At 67.7% G+C, this 14261-nt stretch carries 13 protein-coding genes; all 13 read right to left on the reverse strand.

Annotated features, from left to right (window positions below; all coding sequences use genetic code 11):
- Nucleotides 1-38: 38 nt before the first annotated feature.
- The gene (locus FHR20_RS03990) at nucleotides 39-653 is read right to left on the reverse strand and encodes a response regulator transcription factor (RefSeq protein WP_167298317.1); all 615 of its coding nucleotides are present in this window, start codon (nucleotides 651-653) and stop codon (nucleotides 39-41) included.
- A complete protein-coding gene (locus tag FHR20_RS03995) occupies nucleotides 650-1738 on the reverse strand; it encodes a sensor histidine kinase (RefSeq protein WP_341786401.1) in 1089 nt (362 codons plus the stop codon). The genes FHR20_RS03990 and FHR20_RS03995 overlap by 4 nt, the downstream gene beginning before the upstream one ends.
- Before the next feature lie 146 nt (nucleotides 1739-1884).
- Nucleotides 1885-2181 (reverse strand): hypothetical protein, encoded by a 297-nt coding sequence (locus FHR20_RS04000; RefSeq protein ID WP_167298319.1) that lies wholly within the window; start codon nucleotides 2179-2181, stop codon nucleotides 1885-1887.
- Nucleotides 2172-4886 carry a magnesium-translocating P-type ATPase gene (gene mgtA / locus FHR20_RS04005; protein ID WP_167298320.1) on the reverse strand — a complete coding sequence of 905 codons (2715 nt, stop codon included), beginning with the start codon at nucleotides 4884-4886 and terminating at the stop codon, nucleotides 2172-2174. The genes FHR20_RS04000 and mgtA overlap by 10 nt, the downstream gene beginning before the upstream one ends.
- Nucleotides 4887-5382: 496 nt before the next feature.
- Entirely contained in the window at nucleotides 5383-5979 is a 597-nt protein-coding gene (locus FHR20_RS04010; protein ID WP_167298321.1) for a hypothetical protein, read from the reverse strand.
- A gap of 129 nt (nucleotides 5980-6108) precedes the next feature.
- Nucleotides 6109-6633: a hypothetical protein gene (locus FHR20_RS04015; protein WP_167298322.1), complete on the reverse strand. Its 525-nt coding sequence runs from the start codon at nucleotides 6631-6633 to the stop codon at nucleotides 6109-6111.
- 34 nt (nucleotides 6634-6667) lie between these two features.
- Nucleotides 6668-7237, reverse strand: coding sequence for a hypothetical protein (locus tag FHR20_RS04020; RefSeq protein ID WP_167298323.1), 570 nt, complete (start codon nucleotides 7235-7237; stop codon nucleotides 6668-6670).
- A gap of 100 nt (nucleotides 7238-7337) precedes the next feature.
- Nucleotides 7338-7523, reverse strand: coding sequence for a hypothetical protein (locus tag FHR20_RS04025; protein WP_167298324.1), 186 nt, complete (start codon nucleotides 7521-7523; stop codon nucleotides 7338-7340).
- Nucleotides 7524-7609: 86 nt separating this feature from the next.
- Nucleotides 7610-8722, reverse strand: a complete 1113-nt coding sequence (locus FHR20_RS04030) for a DUF2817 domain-containing protein (protein ID WP_167298325.1) — start codon at nucleotides 8720-8722, stop codon at nucleotides 7610-7612.
- Between the two features lie 3 nt (nucleotides 8723-8725).
- Nucleotides 8726-9868: an MFS transporter gene (locus FHR20_RS04035; protein ID WP_208413390.1), complete on the reverse strand. Its 1143-nt coding sequence runs from the start codon at nucleotides 9866-9868 to the stop codon at nucleotides 8726-8728.
- A 1-nt stretch (nucleotide 9869) separates the two neighbouring features.
- Nucleotides 9870-11345, reverse strand: coding sequence for an aldehyde dehydrogenase family protein (locus FHR20_RS04040; protein ID WP_167298327.1), 1476 nt, complete (start codon nucleotides 11343-11345; stop codon nucleotides 9870-9872).
- The gene (locus FHR20_RS04045; RefSeq protein ID WP_167298328.1) at nucleotides 11342-12937 is read right to left on the reverse strand and encodes a GMC family oxidoreductase; all 1596 of its coding nucleotides are present in this window, start codon (nucleotides 12935-12937) and stop codon (nucleotides 11342-11344) included. Before FHR20_RS04045 ends, FHR20_RS04040 begins: the two co-directional genes overlap by 4 nt.
- Nucleotides 12934-14130 carry an amidohydrolase gene (locus FHR20_RS04050; protein ID WP_167298329.1) on the reverse strand — a complete coding sequence of 399 codons (1197 nt, stop codon included), beginning with the start codon at nucleotides 14128-14130 and terminating at the stop codon, nucleotides 12934-12936. Before FHR20_RS04050 ends, FHR20_RS04045 begins: the two co-directional genes overlap by 4 nt.
- Nucleotides 14131-14261 lie beyond the last annotated feature (131 nt).

The following is a 14261-nucleotide window of genomic DNA, read 5'->3' on the forward strand; positions in this document are numbered from 1 at the left end:
ATCCATCGCGCGGTCCATCGCGACGAGAATGGCCGGTCCTAGGCGTGGATGCGATCAAAGGCGCGGACGAGATCGGGCAGCGTCCGCGCCTCCATCTTGCGCATCATGTTGCCGCGACGGACCTTTACGGTGATCTCGCTCAGTCCGAGCTCGGCGGCGACCTGCTTGTTGAGCAATCCGCGCACCACCAGCCGCGCCACTTCGCGCTCGCCCGGGGAGAGCGCTTCCCACAATTGCCGCACATGCCGGGTTTCCGCCGCCGCCGCACGGCGCGCGCGATCGATCTCGATGCCGCGATTGACCGCGTCGAGCAGATCCTGGTCGCGAAACGGCTTGGTGAGAAACTCGATCGCGCCATCCTTCATCGCACGGACGCTCATCGCGATGTCGCCATGGCCGGTGATCATCACCGTCGGCAGGGCGATGCTGCCCTCCGCCATATGGGCGAGAAACGCCATCCCGCTATGCCCCGGCATCCGCACGTCGAGCACGAGGCAGGACGGGGCATCCGCGTGTGCCGCGCCCACGAATTCCTGCACCGAGGCGAACGACCGTGAGCCCAGCGCGACGGAGGAAAGCAGATCCTCCAGCGCCTCACGCACGGCGCCGTCGTCGTCGACGATATAGACGATCGGGGATTCGGGATCGGTCATGCTCCGGTTTCCTCTTCACCGTCGACAGGCGCGACCGGCAAGGTGAACAACAGGGCCGCACCGTCCAGCTCGCTTTCCTCGGCCCAGATACGGCCGCCATTGGCCTCGACGATCGCACGGCTGATGGTGAGGCCGAGCCCGATGCCGTCCTGCTTGGTCGTCCAGAAGGCATCGAACAGCCGCTCCGCTTCCTGCTCGCGAAAGCCGACGCCGGAATCGGCAACCTCGAGCGCAACGCTCGACCCGTCCTGGGTGAGGGAAGCGATCACCTCAATCTCATGCCCGCGGGCCGGATCCGCCATCACGGCATCGATGGCGTTGAGCAGCAGATTGCCGATGACCTGGCCGATCTGCACCCGATCGCCAAAGACCCGCGGCAGGTCTTCCGGCAGGTAAAGCCGCAGCAATATGTCGTTGCGATCGATCTGTCCGCGCGCCAGCCCGACGATCTCTTCCACCAAAGTGCCGAGATCGAATGCTGCCCGTATCGGCGACTTGCCGCTGGCAAGGCCCCGCACCCGCGCTATCACCTCGCTGGCGCGGCTGGCTTCCGCGGCGATCCGCTCGGCGGCGCGCTCGGCCTTCTCGATATTGGGTGGGTCGGTGGCCAGCCAGCGCCGGCAGGCCCCTGCGCTCGTCATCACCGCGGCGAGCGGCTGGTTCACTTCGTGCGCGATCGAGGCAGTGAGCTCCCCGAGGCTGGTGACCCGCGCGATGCGCGTGAGCCGCTCGCGCGCGTCATGGATCGCGGCCTCCGCCGCGACCAGCTTGAGCGAGAGATAGGTGGTCACCGCGATCGCGACGAGGCTGATGCCGGTATTGATGATGCCCACCTCGTACAGCCCGGAATGGGTGAGCGTGAAGCTGATCACCGTCAGCGTCCCGCAGGCCGATGCCAGGATGACGACCGACCGGGGGCGCATCCAGCGCGTGGCGAGCAGGATCACCGCGACGTAGAATACCGCCGCCGCAATGGCGTAGTTGGTCACGGTATCGACGGCGAAGATCGCGGCGATGGCGGCGACCAGCAGGGCGATCCTGGGCGCCTGTCCGCGCTCCAGGCCGTTGCCGAGCCGCCGCGTCACGACATTGTGCCTGAGTTCATCGCGAAGCCTTCGGGTATGCCTGTGTCGTGCGTGCCGACTTCCCTCCCTATGCCGCGCGGATCGCCTGCCGTCGATCATTCTGCGCTGCCCGCTGCGGCGGCGCCCTGGAAAGCCCGCTCGCATGTTCATCCGCTCCTGCGCAGGATGCCGAGCGCCGCCCGCTGGAGGCGATGGCAGAGCCGCGAGGCATATAGCCATTGCCGCCGGGAGATCGCTCCGTGCCGGGCGAGCATCGCGGCCATCGCGAGCAGGCGCATCGCGCCGGTGGCCATCGCCCAGGCGACCAGCCGCGCCAGAAACACCCGCCACGAGGGCTCGGGCGGAGGGCTGGCTCCCTCGGGTGGTCTGCCCCTGCCATCGCCGTGCCAGCCTTCCGGCGGGGACGGCGGCAGGAACGCCAATGCGTCGCGCTTCAGAACCATTGCCCGAACCGCCGGATGTAGAGCGTCTTGATCGATTGGGCGACGACGCAATAGCTCAGCAGGATGCCGGCCAGCCAGGGGAAATACTGCCAGGGCAGCGGCTGGAATCCCACCATCGGTCCGAGCGGGGAGAAGGGTAGAAACACGCCGAGCGCGCAGATCAGCGCCGTCATCGCCAGCACCGCCGGCGCCGCGACGCTCTGGAGGAAGGGGATGCGCTGGGTGCGTAGCATGTGCACCACCAGCGTCTGGGACAGCAGTCCCTCGACGAACCATCCCGACTGGAACAGCGACTGGTGCTCGGGGGAATTGGCGCCGAATACGAACCACAGGAGCGCGAAGGTGGTCACGTCGAAGATCGAGGAGGTCGGCCCGATCCAGATCATGAAGCGCCCGATGTTGCGCGCATCCCATTTGCGCGGGCGCATGAGGAATTCGCGGTCCATCCTGTCCCACGGCAGCGCGAGCTGCGACACGTCGTACATCAGATTCTGGATCAGGATCTGAATCGCCAGCATCGGAAGGAAGGGGATGACGGCACTGGCGAGCAGCACCGAGAAGACGTTCCCGAAATTCGAGCTGGCCGTCATGTTGAGATATTTGATGATGTTGCCGAAGGTCTCCCGCCCTTTCAGCACGCCTTCCTCCAACACCATCAGGCTCTTTTCGAGCAGGATGATATCGGCCGATTCCTTCGCGATATCGGTGCCGCTGTCGACCGAGATGCCGACATCGGCGTCCCGCAGTGCCGGGGCGTCGTTGATCCCGTCGCCGAGGAAGCCGACGGTATGGCCATTCGCCTGCAATGCCTTGAGCACCCGCGATTTCTGAAGCGGGGTGAGCTTGGCGAAGATCGTCCGCTCGTCGACCAGCCCGCGCAGCCGCGCATCGTCGAGCGCTTCGATCTCGCGCCCGAGCAGGGGCTGCCCCGGCTCGAGCCCCACTTCGCGGCAGATGCGCGCGGTGACCACCTCGTTGTCGCCGGTCAGCACCTTCACGGCCACGCCATGCGCGGCGAGCGCGGCGAGCGCCGGGGCCGCGCTTTCCTTCGGCGGGTCGAGGAAGGTGAGGAAGCCCTCGACGATCAGATCCCGCTCGTCGGCGATCCCGTAGAGAGGCTTGCGCGCATCCCCCGTCACCGTCCGCGTCGCAACCACCAGCACGCGAAACCCTTCCGCATTCATGGCGCGGGCGCGGGCGACCAGCGCATGGCGCTCCGCATCGCCGAGCGGATGCACCGTGCCGCCATCGCGGATGGCGTGGGCAATGCCGAGCATTTCCTCCACCGCGCCCTTGCAGACGATCAACTGCCGGCCCGCGGCATCCTCGACTACCACCGAGAGGCGGCGGCGGACGAAATCGAACGGCAGCTCGTCGATCTTGCGATAGCCTTCGACCGGGCGAATCACTTCCGGCAATTCGCTGGCGAAGCGGACCACCGCCTGATCCATCAGGTTGCGCACGCCGCTCTGATGGTGGCTGTTGATCCAGGCATAGCGCAGCACGGCGTCGTCGCGCTCGCCATGGATATCGAGATGCTGCTCGAGGATGATGCGATCCTGCGTCAGCGTGCCCGTCTTGTCGGTGCACAGCACGTCCATCGCGCCGAAATTCTGGATCGCGTTGAGCCGCTTCACCACTACCTTGCGGCGCGCCATCGCCACCGCGCCCTTGGCGAGATTCGACGAGACGATCATCGGCAACATCTCGGGCGTGAGGCCGACCGCGACCGCGAGCGCGAACAGGAAGGCGTTGGTCCAGTCGCCCTTGGTGAATCCGTTGATCAGCAGCACCACCGGCACCATCACGAGCATGAATCGGATCAGGAGCCAGCTGACCGAATTCACGCCGCGATCGAACGCGGTTTCCGCGCGCGAGCCCATGATCGCCTTGGCCAGCGAGCCGAAATAGGTCCTGGCGCCGGTCGCGACGACGATTGCGGTGGCGGTGCCGCTAACGACATTGGTGCCCATGAAGCAGATCGTCGGCAGGTCGAGCGCATTGGCGTCATCGTTGGTCGCCGCGGTGGCCGATTTGCCGGCCACTGCGCCCAGGGTGTCATATTTCTCGACCGGCAGCGCTTCCCCGGTCAGCGCCGCCTGGCTGACGAATAGATCGCGCGATTCGAGCAGGCGTATATCGGCGGGAACCATGTCGCCGGCCGAAAGCTGGACGATATCGCCGACAACGATCTCCGCCATGGGAATCTCGCCGGTGCGTGGCGCGGCATCGTCGTCCCTGCGCCGCCGCACCGTGGCAGTGGTGCGCACCATCGCCTTCAATGCATCGGCCGCCTTGCCGGAGCGATACTCCTGCCAGAAGCGCAGCAACGCGCTCAGCATCACCATCGTCACGATGATGACGACGCCGGTATAGTCCGCAGTCTCGCTCTCGCGCAGCGGAATGATGATATCGGTTATCGACGAAATCGCCGCCAGGGTCATCAGCACCGCAATGAATGGATTGGCGAAGGCATGCAGCAGTTGGAGGGATATGGGCGGGCGGCGATCGTGCGCGACTTCGTTCGGCCCATCCTTGGCCAGGCGGGCTGCCGCTTCCGCCTCGGTCAGGCCGTCACCGCTGGCGCGGAAGTTGGTGAGGGTCGTCCCAACGCTGTTCCGCGCCTCGCGGATTGCGCGCACCGACAGCGTGAGGTCGCGGGAGCGCTTGGGAGCGGCTGGTATAGCCTTGGTCATCGGGTTCATGTCGCTTCTTCCGGATAGGATCGGAGACGGGGCCGCGATCAGCGCGGGGCCCTTTGCTGGCGTTCGGTGGTCGGCGCCGGACTCTCTGCCGCCGACGCGATCCCGCGGCCTGCAACCCAGGGAATGTTCCCGTGGATGGAGCGACGGAGCAGTGGCGTTCGGGATTGCGTCTTTTCTGGGCGGCGGGATGGCGGCGCGTGATATTGCGCTTCTGTCGGTATAGTCATGGTGTACCTCGCTGCAGCGCCGCCGCGCTGTCAGCGAGAAGCCGGAAGGTCAGCTTCTGTTGAACAGCGATGGCGACGCGGATTCTCGACTACTGTCGCATGGCATGTTCGTTGGCTCCTCAAGCAACCGAGGGCGGTTGGCTCTGAAGTTTCTGAAGTCTTCCTAGATCAACGGAAGGGTTTCGACATCGATACGTCCGTTTCCGTCGACATATCCTGGTATCTTCTGCATATACGAAGGTATGCGCCGGCCGTGGAGCGGCCCGGCCTCAGTCCGCCTGGGGCAGCGCATCGAGCTGCGCCTGATAGTTCGCGATCAGCGCGGGATCGGCGTCGTTGCGGCGCTTGGCGATGAATGCCGCCAGCGCGCGCCGATATTCCGCGATAAAGGCCTTGTTGTTCGGGCTGGCCGCGAATTGCGCCGCGGCCTTCTCTACCGGCCTGCGATCCTCCTCGAGGAGATACTCTTTCCCATAGGGCGACAGGTCGCGCATGATCACGAAATTGCGCGGAAGCCCCGGAATATATCGGATCGCGAACATCTCGCCCTTGGGTGGGATCATGATGGCGTTCGTGATGGGATAGATGCTGGCGGACATGGTATCGAAGCGCGTTACCACGTCGTTGCCCTCCGCCGTCTTCACCACCGCGTCATAGGCCCAGATACTCTGATCGTTCAGGGTGGAGCTGGTTTCCTCGGACTGGGTGATGACCGCCGTTCCATCGACTCCGAATGCTTCCAGAAACAGTGCATTGAAGATATGCGCGGTGAAGAGGTTGATCGGGCCATAGATGAAGAAGACCAGGATCAGCCCGTACCAGCCGCCGCTTCCGCGCCATTTTGCCAGCAGATGGGCCAGCAGCACCCCGATGAGGACGAGGACCAGCTAGGACCAGAAGGGGTGATGGGTGAGAAAATATGAAATTGCCGAGAGGATGACCATGGCGGACCTTGTCGGGGGAAGGGAGCCGGTGCCGTACGTCGTGCGGCAGCGCTATGGGGTGCGCGACTTCTCGTAGCGATCGAGCGCTTCCTGATCGGCCTTGAGGACGAACTCGCACATGAGCAGCGTCTTGCCGGGCAGTGAAGGGCTCTCGCGCGCGACGATCGAAACAATGCCCAGATCGGGCTGCGGCTGCTGATCCTGGGGCAATGCGCGGGAATAGCCCTTGGTCGCGGTGCCGAGCAGCGTGGAGCGCTCCTTCGTCAACCGATAGCGCTCGGCCAGCGCATCGGCCTGGAGCCCTTCGATCAGAACGCCCACAGCAGTGCCCGCGAAGATGACCTCGCTGCTCCTGAAGCCGTCCTGCCCGAGTGCGTGCGGCAGCTTGTAGACATAGGCGCCCAGCATCGAGCCATCGGGCTTGGCAAGCTTCTCGGCGGCCTCATAGAGTGCCGTGGCCGTGTCCGTCGTATAGGGCGGCTTGCAGAGCGCGGCGTCGTAGAACGGGTCCGCCGATGCGGGCGTGGCGAGGAGGGCTCCCCACAGGATCGGGGCGGCGAAAAGGGTGCGAAGCATCGATACTCCCATGCTTGATACGGGGTTGAGGGCGTCATTTCGGCCAGGGATTCGGCTCTGCCGGGCAGGCATGCTGTCTCACCTCGAGCCGGACGATGTCGTTGTGCCCGCGCATGTCGTCCCGGACATAGCCGACCCGGACCCAGGAATCGGCATGGACCAGGCCGCCGCTCGGCTCGACCCGATGATAGCCGAGCCGAACCTCGTCTGCGGCATAGAGGAATTCCTGTCCCGCGACACTCCAGTGCTCGAGGCCGGAATCCGCTTCGCTCGGGTTTGCCAGTCCCGGATGGAACCGATCGAGGCACCCTTCGACGCTGGCGAACTGGCCGCTCCGGACCAGGGCTCTCACGGCCTGGGTGTGCCGGATATCGTGCCAGGTCATCCACGCCGCCCCGGCCGCCCAGGCCAGTGCGATCGGCAGGTAGAACAGCATCCGCCATGGCCTGCGCCAGCAGACGTACAGCACTATCCCGACCAGGCTCAGGCCGGCCGTCAGGAAGAGCAGGTCGAAGGCATAGGCCGGCTGGATCAGATCGGGCTGCCTGGTCAGATCGAAAACGTCCAGAACCCCCCATCTCCCCTGCGGCGCCGCGGCAGCCATCGGTCCCAGCCCATATGAAATCGCGACGCGGCGATCGGTTGCAGGCGACGGCCAAAAAACCGACGCTCCCGGATTTGGCCCGCGGGGAGGGAGCGGCTGCCTATAGCAATGCCTCCAATGCCTGGATGATCGGCCGGTCGCCGAGGCGCGGTCTGTCGCCATAGCCGGCGACCGCACGCTGCAAGACCCGCTCGTGGAGACCTGGATCGGTCTCCCGCAGCTCCGCGACCAGCGCGCGCAGATAGGCATAGGCAGCCAGGCCGTAGGTTTCCGGGGCGTGCGACATGGGCGGTCTTCCATCGGCTCTGAAAGGGGACGGGGATCGGTAATGCCGATGCGAGCCATTGTCGAAGCCCGTCGCGACGGGCCGGCCTAGGCTTCGGCACGCGCTTCCCTTTGCCATGCGCGCAGGCCGCGCAACGCGGCGACGTGCATCGAACGGCCGATCTCCACTACCTGCGCGCGCCATGCCGGATCCGCCGGATCATAGGCCGCGCGCAATCTCGCCCGCAGCGCCGAACGCAGATCCGCACTCCCCAGTTCGAGCCCCAGGCGCAGCCACCGGTCGATCATCACCGCTTCGAATGCCTCGAAATTCGAGACGGTGCCGATCTCGATCGGCGCGCCTGCGATCTCGATATGCGGTGCCAGCCGGCGCAGGCCCGGCAGGAGCAGCCCGGACCAATCCGGCGTCTCGCCCGAATCGAAGGCCTCGTCCTCGCCTTGCAGCCCCTGATCGGCCCACCAGCGCGCCATCCGGTTTCGCGGCGCCGTGCGGGGCGCATCGAGCGCGACGACCAGCGGGCGGCCATAGTCGCCGAAGCCGGTGTGCCATTCGAGATAGGCCATGCGGCGACAGGCGGAGAGTTCGCTCTCGACGATCCGCGCGAATGCCGCGTGCGACGGCGACGGCCGGACGCCGCCAAAGCCGATGCCGTTCGGATGGCTGTGCTGCCCGCCGGTGAACGCCGTCAGCGCCGCCGCCGCGCCCAGTTCCTCGGTCATCGACTGGAACAATGCCCCGACCCGGCTCGACAGGCCGTCGTCCCAGCGATCGGGACAGATGGTGTCGTGCACGCGGGCGTAATGGGGGTTGGATCGCAGCGGCGCATCGAAATCGCAGAAGTTGCGTGAGAGATCGACATTGTCGGCATCGGTCCGGTGGCCATGCGAAACGCCCCAGGGGTTGAGCGCGTGGATCATCACCAGGTTGCAATCCTCCCCCAGCTCGCGCGGATCGAACATCGCGGCAAAGGCGCGCTGCGCGGCGGACCCGGCATGGCCTTCCGCCCCGTGCACTCCCGAGATCGACAACAAGGTGCCGGACGCGCCCGCCGGCCCGACGACCGCCCAGTCGACGCTCAGCGCTTCGCCCTGGGCGCCGACCCCGGGGAGGGATGCGGACCCCAGCCGCCCGCCCAGTCGCTTCATCGCGGCCCGGAAGGCGCGCCGTGCCTCCGCATAGCTCTCGGCGAACAGCGCCATGGCTCAGCGCGGCGCCGCGGATCGATCGGCAGCGAACAGCGGCACGGTGAACAGGAAGCTCATCAGATACAGGCCGGCCGCGAGGAAGCCGATCATGTGCGCGCCATAGCCGGCCAGGGTGGCGCCGATCGCCGGCCCGATCGCGGAGCCCAGCGCGAGCAGGGCGGCTCCCATGCTGCTCCAGCGGCCGCTGCGGTCGAGCCGGGCCAGTGCGCCCAGGATGAAGGGCAGGCCGAAGAACCAGGCGGTCTTGACGATGATCGCGCCTGCCACATAGGCGGCCATCAGCGGCATCGCGAGCAGCAGCGCCGAGGCGATCAGGCCGGCAAAGGCCAGGGCATTCGGCCCGCGCTGGCCGAAGCGGTGCCCGGCCGCCATCGACAGCAAGGCGCCGGCGATCGCGCCGAGCACCGAAATGCCGAGCAGCACGCCCACCTGGCTGCGATCGAGACCGACCGTCAGCCCCATCCGCTCCTGGAACGACCATAAGGTGGTATGGCCGGCATAGAGGCAGAGCAGCGCCAGCGCGCCGCAACTGGCTGGAACGTTGATGGTCAGGCCGCGCGCGATGGGGCCGGCATGCGCCTCTTGCGCCGGGCGGGGCGGTGGCGGGATCAACCGCGTGCAGGCGAGGCCGATCGCCGCGACGACCGCCAGGATCGCGACGATGCCCGTCAGGCCGAAGGTCTGGGCGATCCATCCCGACAGGGCGAGGAGCAGGGCGGCATAGGCCAGGTTGACGAAGGTGGCTATCGCCCAGACCCGCTGCGGATCGGCACGCCCGGCATAGGCGGCGAACACCGTCGATGCAGTGAAGCCCATCGCCAGGCCAAAGGCAGCGCGGATCGCCAGCAACGGCACGAAGCCGCCCGCCCTGGCGGTCAACAGGCTGGTGACGATCATGACCGCGAGCCCGATCGCGGCGAGCATCGGGCGCCGCGCCCGGTGCAGGACGAGGTAGAAGAGCAGCAGCCCCAGCGCATAGGCGCCGTTCTCCGCGGCCAGCGCCAGGCTCGCCTGCGAGGCAGTGAGGCGAAGTTCGTCGATATAGAGGCCCAGCATCACCGGGCTCAGCGTGGCGCTGGTCATCGCGCCGGTGCCGATGACGATCAATGCGGCCAGGCTGGTCCGCGATTCCCTGGGCATGTCAGACTGCATGCGCGATCGCCTGGGGCGTGGTGAAGGCGGCGAGGCCGGCGAGCCCGCCCTCGACTCCGAAACCGGATTGCTTGCGCGGCTCGAACGGAGTGCCCAGCGCCACGCCCGGCCGTGCTCCGGCCGTGGCGATCACGTCCACCGATCCCACCCGCAGACCGGCGGATATCCGCGCGGCCGCGTCCCGATCCGCGCCCCAGATGGTCGCCGCAAGGCCATAGGGGCCATCGTCCGCAAGCCCGATCGCTTCGTCCAGATCGGCATATTCCTGCAGCGTAAGCAGCGGGCCGAATATCTCCTGCTGGACCAGCGCGCCATCCTGTGGCGGGCCCAGCACCAGTTCGGGCGCGGCATGGAAGCCGTTCGCCGGCAGGCCCTCGGGCACGGTCGACAGCGGCACCACCCGGGCCGTGCGGCGCGCAATCTCCCGAAAGCCCTGGACGGTGTCATATTGCTTGCGGCTGGCGAGCGGCCCCAGCCGCGTCGCCGGATCGCGCGGGTCGCCCACCGGCCAGTCGGCAGCCGCAGCGCGCAGCCCTTCCACCGCGGCGTCCAGGCCGCCCCTGGGCACCAGCAGCCGGGTCCGCGCCGAACACCATTGGCCGGTGTTCCAGAAGGCGGCGGCAAAGACGCCCGGCCAGATCTCGGGCCGGTCGATCATGTCGGGCAACACCAGCTGGGGCGACTTGCCGCCGCATTCCATCGTCAGCGGCTTGAGCGACCGCGATGCCGATGCCCGGATGATCGCCTGGCCCGTCGATGTCGAACCGGTAAAGGCGATCATGTCGACGCCGGGATGCGCCGCGAGCGTCGCGCCGGTCGTGTGTCCGGCCCCCGGCACCACGTTGAATACGCCGGGCGGCAGGCCCGCTGCGCTTGCCAGCTGGGCGAGCAGGACGGCGGACCGCGGCGACAGTTCCGACGGCTTGAGGACGAGCGTATTGCCGGCCGCCAGGATGGGGACCGCGCGGATCAGCACATTGGCGGTGGGGAAATTCCACGGGGTGATCGCCCCGATCACTCCGCGCGGTCGCCGGATCGCGCCCTCGGCGATCTCCTCGAGCGCGGGGATCATGCTGGCATAATGGCCGATCAGCAGCGGCCCCTGTGCGATCAAGGTCCTGGCATCGGCCACCGGACGACCGACTTCCAGCGTTTCCAGCCAGGCGAGCTGCTCGACTTCCTGGGCAATGCGCGCGGCCCAGGCCAGCAGCAGCGCGGCGCGCTCGGCGCCGTCGATCCTGCCCCAATCCCCCCGCAAGGCGGCGCGCGCCGCGACCACCGCCGCTTCGACCGCGGGCGCGCCGCCATCGCTGAAGTCTCCGGACACCGCGCCGGTCGTCGGATCGACGCTGACGATCGGATTCCCGCCAAATGCCCGGGCCTCGCCCCGGATCCAGGCGTGACCCAGCGCTTTCGGCAGGGGCGTATCCCATGCCGGGATATTCCGGGCGGCCGGAGAATTCATGAAGACGTTCCGATCAGGTCTGCGGCCTTGTCGCCGATCATCATGGCGGCGGCCTGGGTGTTCCCGCTGATATGGCGGGGCATGATGGAGGCATCGGCGACGAAGAGCCCCTCGACGCCGCGGACCCTGAGCGCCGGATCGACCACCGAGCCGGCATCCGATCCCATCCGGCAGGTGCCGACCGGATGATAGAGCGGTGTCGCGAGGCCGCGGATCTGGCGCTCGGCCTCGGCATCGTCGGCATTCAGGTCGGGCCAGCCGATCCGTTCCTCGACATAGTCGCGGAATGCCGGCGCATCGACGATCCGGCTGCACAGCGCCACGCCGCGACGCAGGGTCGCGACATCCTCGGGCGCGTCGAGCAACCGGGGAAAGATCAGCGGTGCGGCGGTAGGGTCGCTGCTCGCCAGGTCGATCCGGCCCTTGCTTAGCGGATGGTTCACGCTGGCGACGACGCTGACCATCGGAAACGGCGCCAGCTTGCGTTCGGCGTCGCGGCCGAACGGCGTGAAGTGGATCTGGATGTCCGGCGACGACAGCCTGGCCAGGGTTCGCGCGAAGCCGACCGCCTGGGCCGTCGGTGCGGCGGCAGGGCCCTTTCCCGCCAGCCAGAGCAGCAGCGCGCGTGCCATTCCAGCCAGATTGGCCTGCTGGTTGAGGGTGGGGACCGATACCCTGAGCCCCATCCAGATGCCGGCATGCTCCATCAAGTTGCCGCCGACCTGGGGCGCGTCGACAAGCACGGGAATGCCGAGCGCGCGCAGCCGGGCGGCCGGGCCGATTCCCGACAGCATCAGCAGTTGCGGCGTATGGATCGCGCCACCGGACAGAATGACCGCCCTGCGCGCGAAGACGCTGCGGACCATGCCGCCCTGTTCGAACTCCACGCCGATCGCCCGGCCATTCTCGAAGATCACCCGCCGCGCCCGTGCCCCTTCCAGCATCCTGGCGGCGCCGCTCGAAATCGCGGGCTTCAGAAAAGCCGTGTAGCTGTCGTGGCGGCGGCCCCTCCTGGCCGAGCTCTGCACATGGCCGATGCCGTCCTGCCGCACGCCATTGGTGTCGGGATTGAACGGCAGGCCCGCTTCGCCGGCCGCTTCGATGAAGCGCGGCGTCAATGCATGGACATAGGGCAGGGGAGACACGTGCAGCGGCCCGGTGGCGCCGCGAACCTGGGATTCGGCATCGCCAACGGTTTCGATGCGCCGGAAATAGGGCAGCAGGTCGCGATAGCCCCAGCCTGGCGCGCCGAGATCGCGCCAGGCATCGAAATCCTCGGGCGCGCCGCGGACGAAGATCATCCCGTTGATCCGCGTGCTGCCGCCCGGGCCGAGCCCCCGGGGCCAATCCTCGGCCCGGTCGAGGCGGCTTGGATCCGGCTGGGAAACCAGCTTCCAGTCGTAGAAGGGGTGGCCGTTGGTATGGATCGTCGCGGCGGGGATCGCTTCGATCCGCAGCCGGCCGGCGCGCCCCGCCTCCAGCACCGCGATCCTGGTTCCCGGCAGGTTCGCCAGCCGCCCGGCCACGGCGCAACCGCTCGCGCCGGCGCCGACCACGACATAGTCGAAATGCTCCCCCGCGGCCTCGGTCATGCCGGTTCGCGGCGCGTGCGGAGCTTGAGGTCGACCAGCTTGAGGAAGAAGCTGGCGCCGATCGGCAGCAGCCGATCCTCGAAGTCATAGTCCGGGCTGTGGAGCATCGGCGTGTCCTTGGTACCGCCGGTGCCGAGCAGCACATAGGCGCCGGGCAGGCGCTCCAGCATATAGGCGAAATCCTCCGAGCCGGTGACCGGCGGCATATCGCGGATCACTGCGGCATGGCCCAGCATCTCGCTCAGCGCTGCCGCGGCGATCCCGGCCTCGCCGGCATGGTTGACGGTCGGCGGGAACAATATCTCGAAGCGCATGTCGCAGGTCACGTCGTGCGCCCGGTCCACGCCCGCGCAGCAGCGGCGGATCTCCGCCTCCAGCGCCTGCATCGTCGCTCCGTCGAACGCGCGCGCGGTTCCGGTGAGGGTCACGGCATCGGGGACGACGTTGAACGCGTCGCCGCCATTGATCGAGCCGATGGTGACCACCGCCATGCCGCTTGCCTGGATCCGGCGCGCCGGTATCGCCTCGATCAGCGGCACTAGCGCCGCCGCGGCCGATATCGGGCTGGCCGTGAGATGCGGCGTCGCCGCATGGCCGCCCCGTCCGCGCACCTCCACCTGGAAGCGTGCGGCGCCGGCGCAGGCCGGCCCCGCATGCACTGCCGCCGTGCCGAGCGGCAGCGGTGGCGCATTGTGCAGCGCGAACACCGCGTCGCAGGGAAAACGCTCGAACAGGCCCGCGTCGATCATCGCCCGCGCGCCGCCCAGGCCCTCTTCCGCCGGCTGGAAGATCAGATTGACCGTTCCGGCGAAGTCGCGCCGCCCGGCCAGTATCCGTGCCGCTCCGAGCAGCATGGCGGTGTGGCCGTCATGCCCGCAGGCATGCATCAGCCCGGGCCGGGCCGAGCGATGCGGCGCCTGGCCCCGCTCCTCGATCGGCAGCGCATCCATATCGGCGCGCAGCCCGATGCTCGGCGCGGCGGCGCCTGGAGCGGGCTCCTCGCCCCGGATCACGCCCACCACGCCGGTACCGCCCAGCCCGACATGGGTTTCGATGCCCCAGGCGCGCAGCCGGTCGGCGACGAAGGCCGCGGTTTCCACTTCTTCGAAGCCCAGCTCCGGATGCTGGTGAAAGTGCCGCCGCCAGGCCGTCATCTCGGCCACGAGCGGGGCGATCTCTCGATCCAGAAGCATGGCCGGGTTCATGATGGCTCCAATCGTCGAACCTCCGCCTGTGGGAAGGCACGATGCGACCCTAGGCCCGAATGGCGGCGGCATGCTTATGGCGGCGGCGGATGGATTATGCCGGGCGCACTATTTATGCG

It is taken from the genome of Sphingomonas leidyi (genome assembly GCF_011761945.1).
GTDB classification, from domain to species: domain Bacteria; phylum Pseudomonadota; class Alphaproteobacteria; order Sphingomonadales; family Sphingomonadaceae; genus Sphingomonas; species Sphingomonas leidyi.

What these genes read in the sequence shown, in the direction of transcription:
- FHR20_RS03990 (WP_167298317.1), bottom strand. Translation starts at nt 653, where the DNA reads ATGACCGATCCCGAATCCCCGATCGTCTATATCGTCGACGACGACGGC.
- FHR20_RS04000 (WP_167298319.1), bottom strand. Translation starts at nt 2,181, where the DNA reads ATGGTTCTGAAGCGCGACGCATTGGCGTTCCTGCCGCCGTCCCCGCCG.
- mgtA (WP_167298320.1), bottom strand. Translation starts at nt 4,886, where the DNA reads ATGAACCCGATGACCAAGGCTATACCAGCCGCTCCCAAGCGCTCCCGC.
- FHR20_RS04015 (WP_167298322.1), bottom strand. Translation starts at nt 6,633, where the DNA reads ATGCTTCGCACCCTTTTCGCCGCCCCGATCCTGTGGGGAGCCCTCCTC.
- FHR20_RS04020 (WP_167298323.1), bottom strand. Translation starts at nt 7,237, where the DNA reads ATGGCTGCCGCGGCGCCGCAGGGGAGATGGGGGGTTCTGGACGTTTTC.
- FHR20_RS04025 (WP_167298324.1), bottom strand. Translation starts at nt 7,523, where the DNA reads ATGTCGCACGCCCCGGAAACCTACGGCCTGGCTGCCTATGCCTATCTG.
- FHR20_RS04030 (WP_167298325.1), bottom strand. Translation starts at nt 8,722, where the DNA reads ATGGCGCTGTTCGCCGAGAGCTATGCGGAGGCACGGCGCGCCTTCCGG.
- FHR20_RS04035 (WP_208413390.1), bottom strand. Translation starts at nt 9,868, where the DNA reads ATGCCCAGGGAATCGCGGACCAGCCTGGCCGCATTGATCGTCATCGGC.
- FHR20_RS04040 (WP_167298327.1), bottom strand. Translation starts at nt 11,345, where the DNA reads ATGAATTCTCCGGCCGCCCGGAATATCCCGGCATGGGATACGCCCCTG.
- FHR20_RS04045 (WP_167298328.1), bottom strand. Translation starts at nt 12,937, where the DNA reads ATGACCGAGGCCGCGGGGGAGCATTTCGACTATGTCGTGGTCGGCGCC.
- FHR20_RS04050 (WP_167298329.1), bottom strand. Translation starts at nt 14,130, where the DNA reads ATGCTTCTGGATCGAGAGATCGCCCCGCTCGTGGCCGAGATGACGGCC.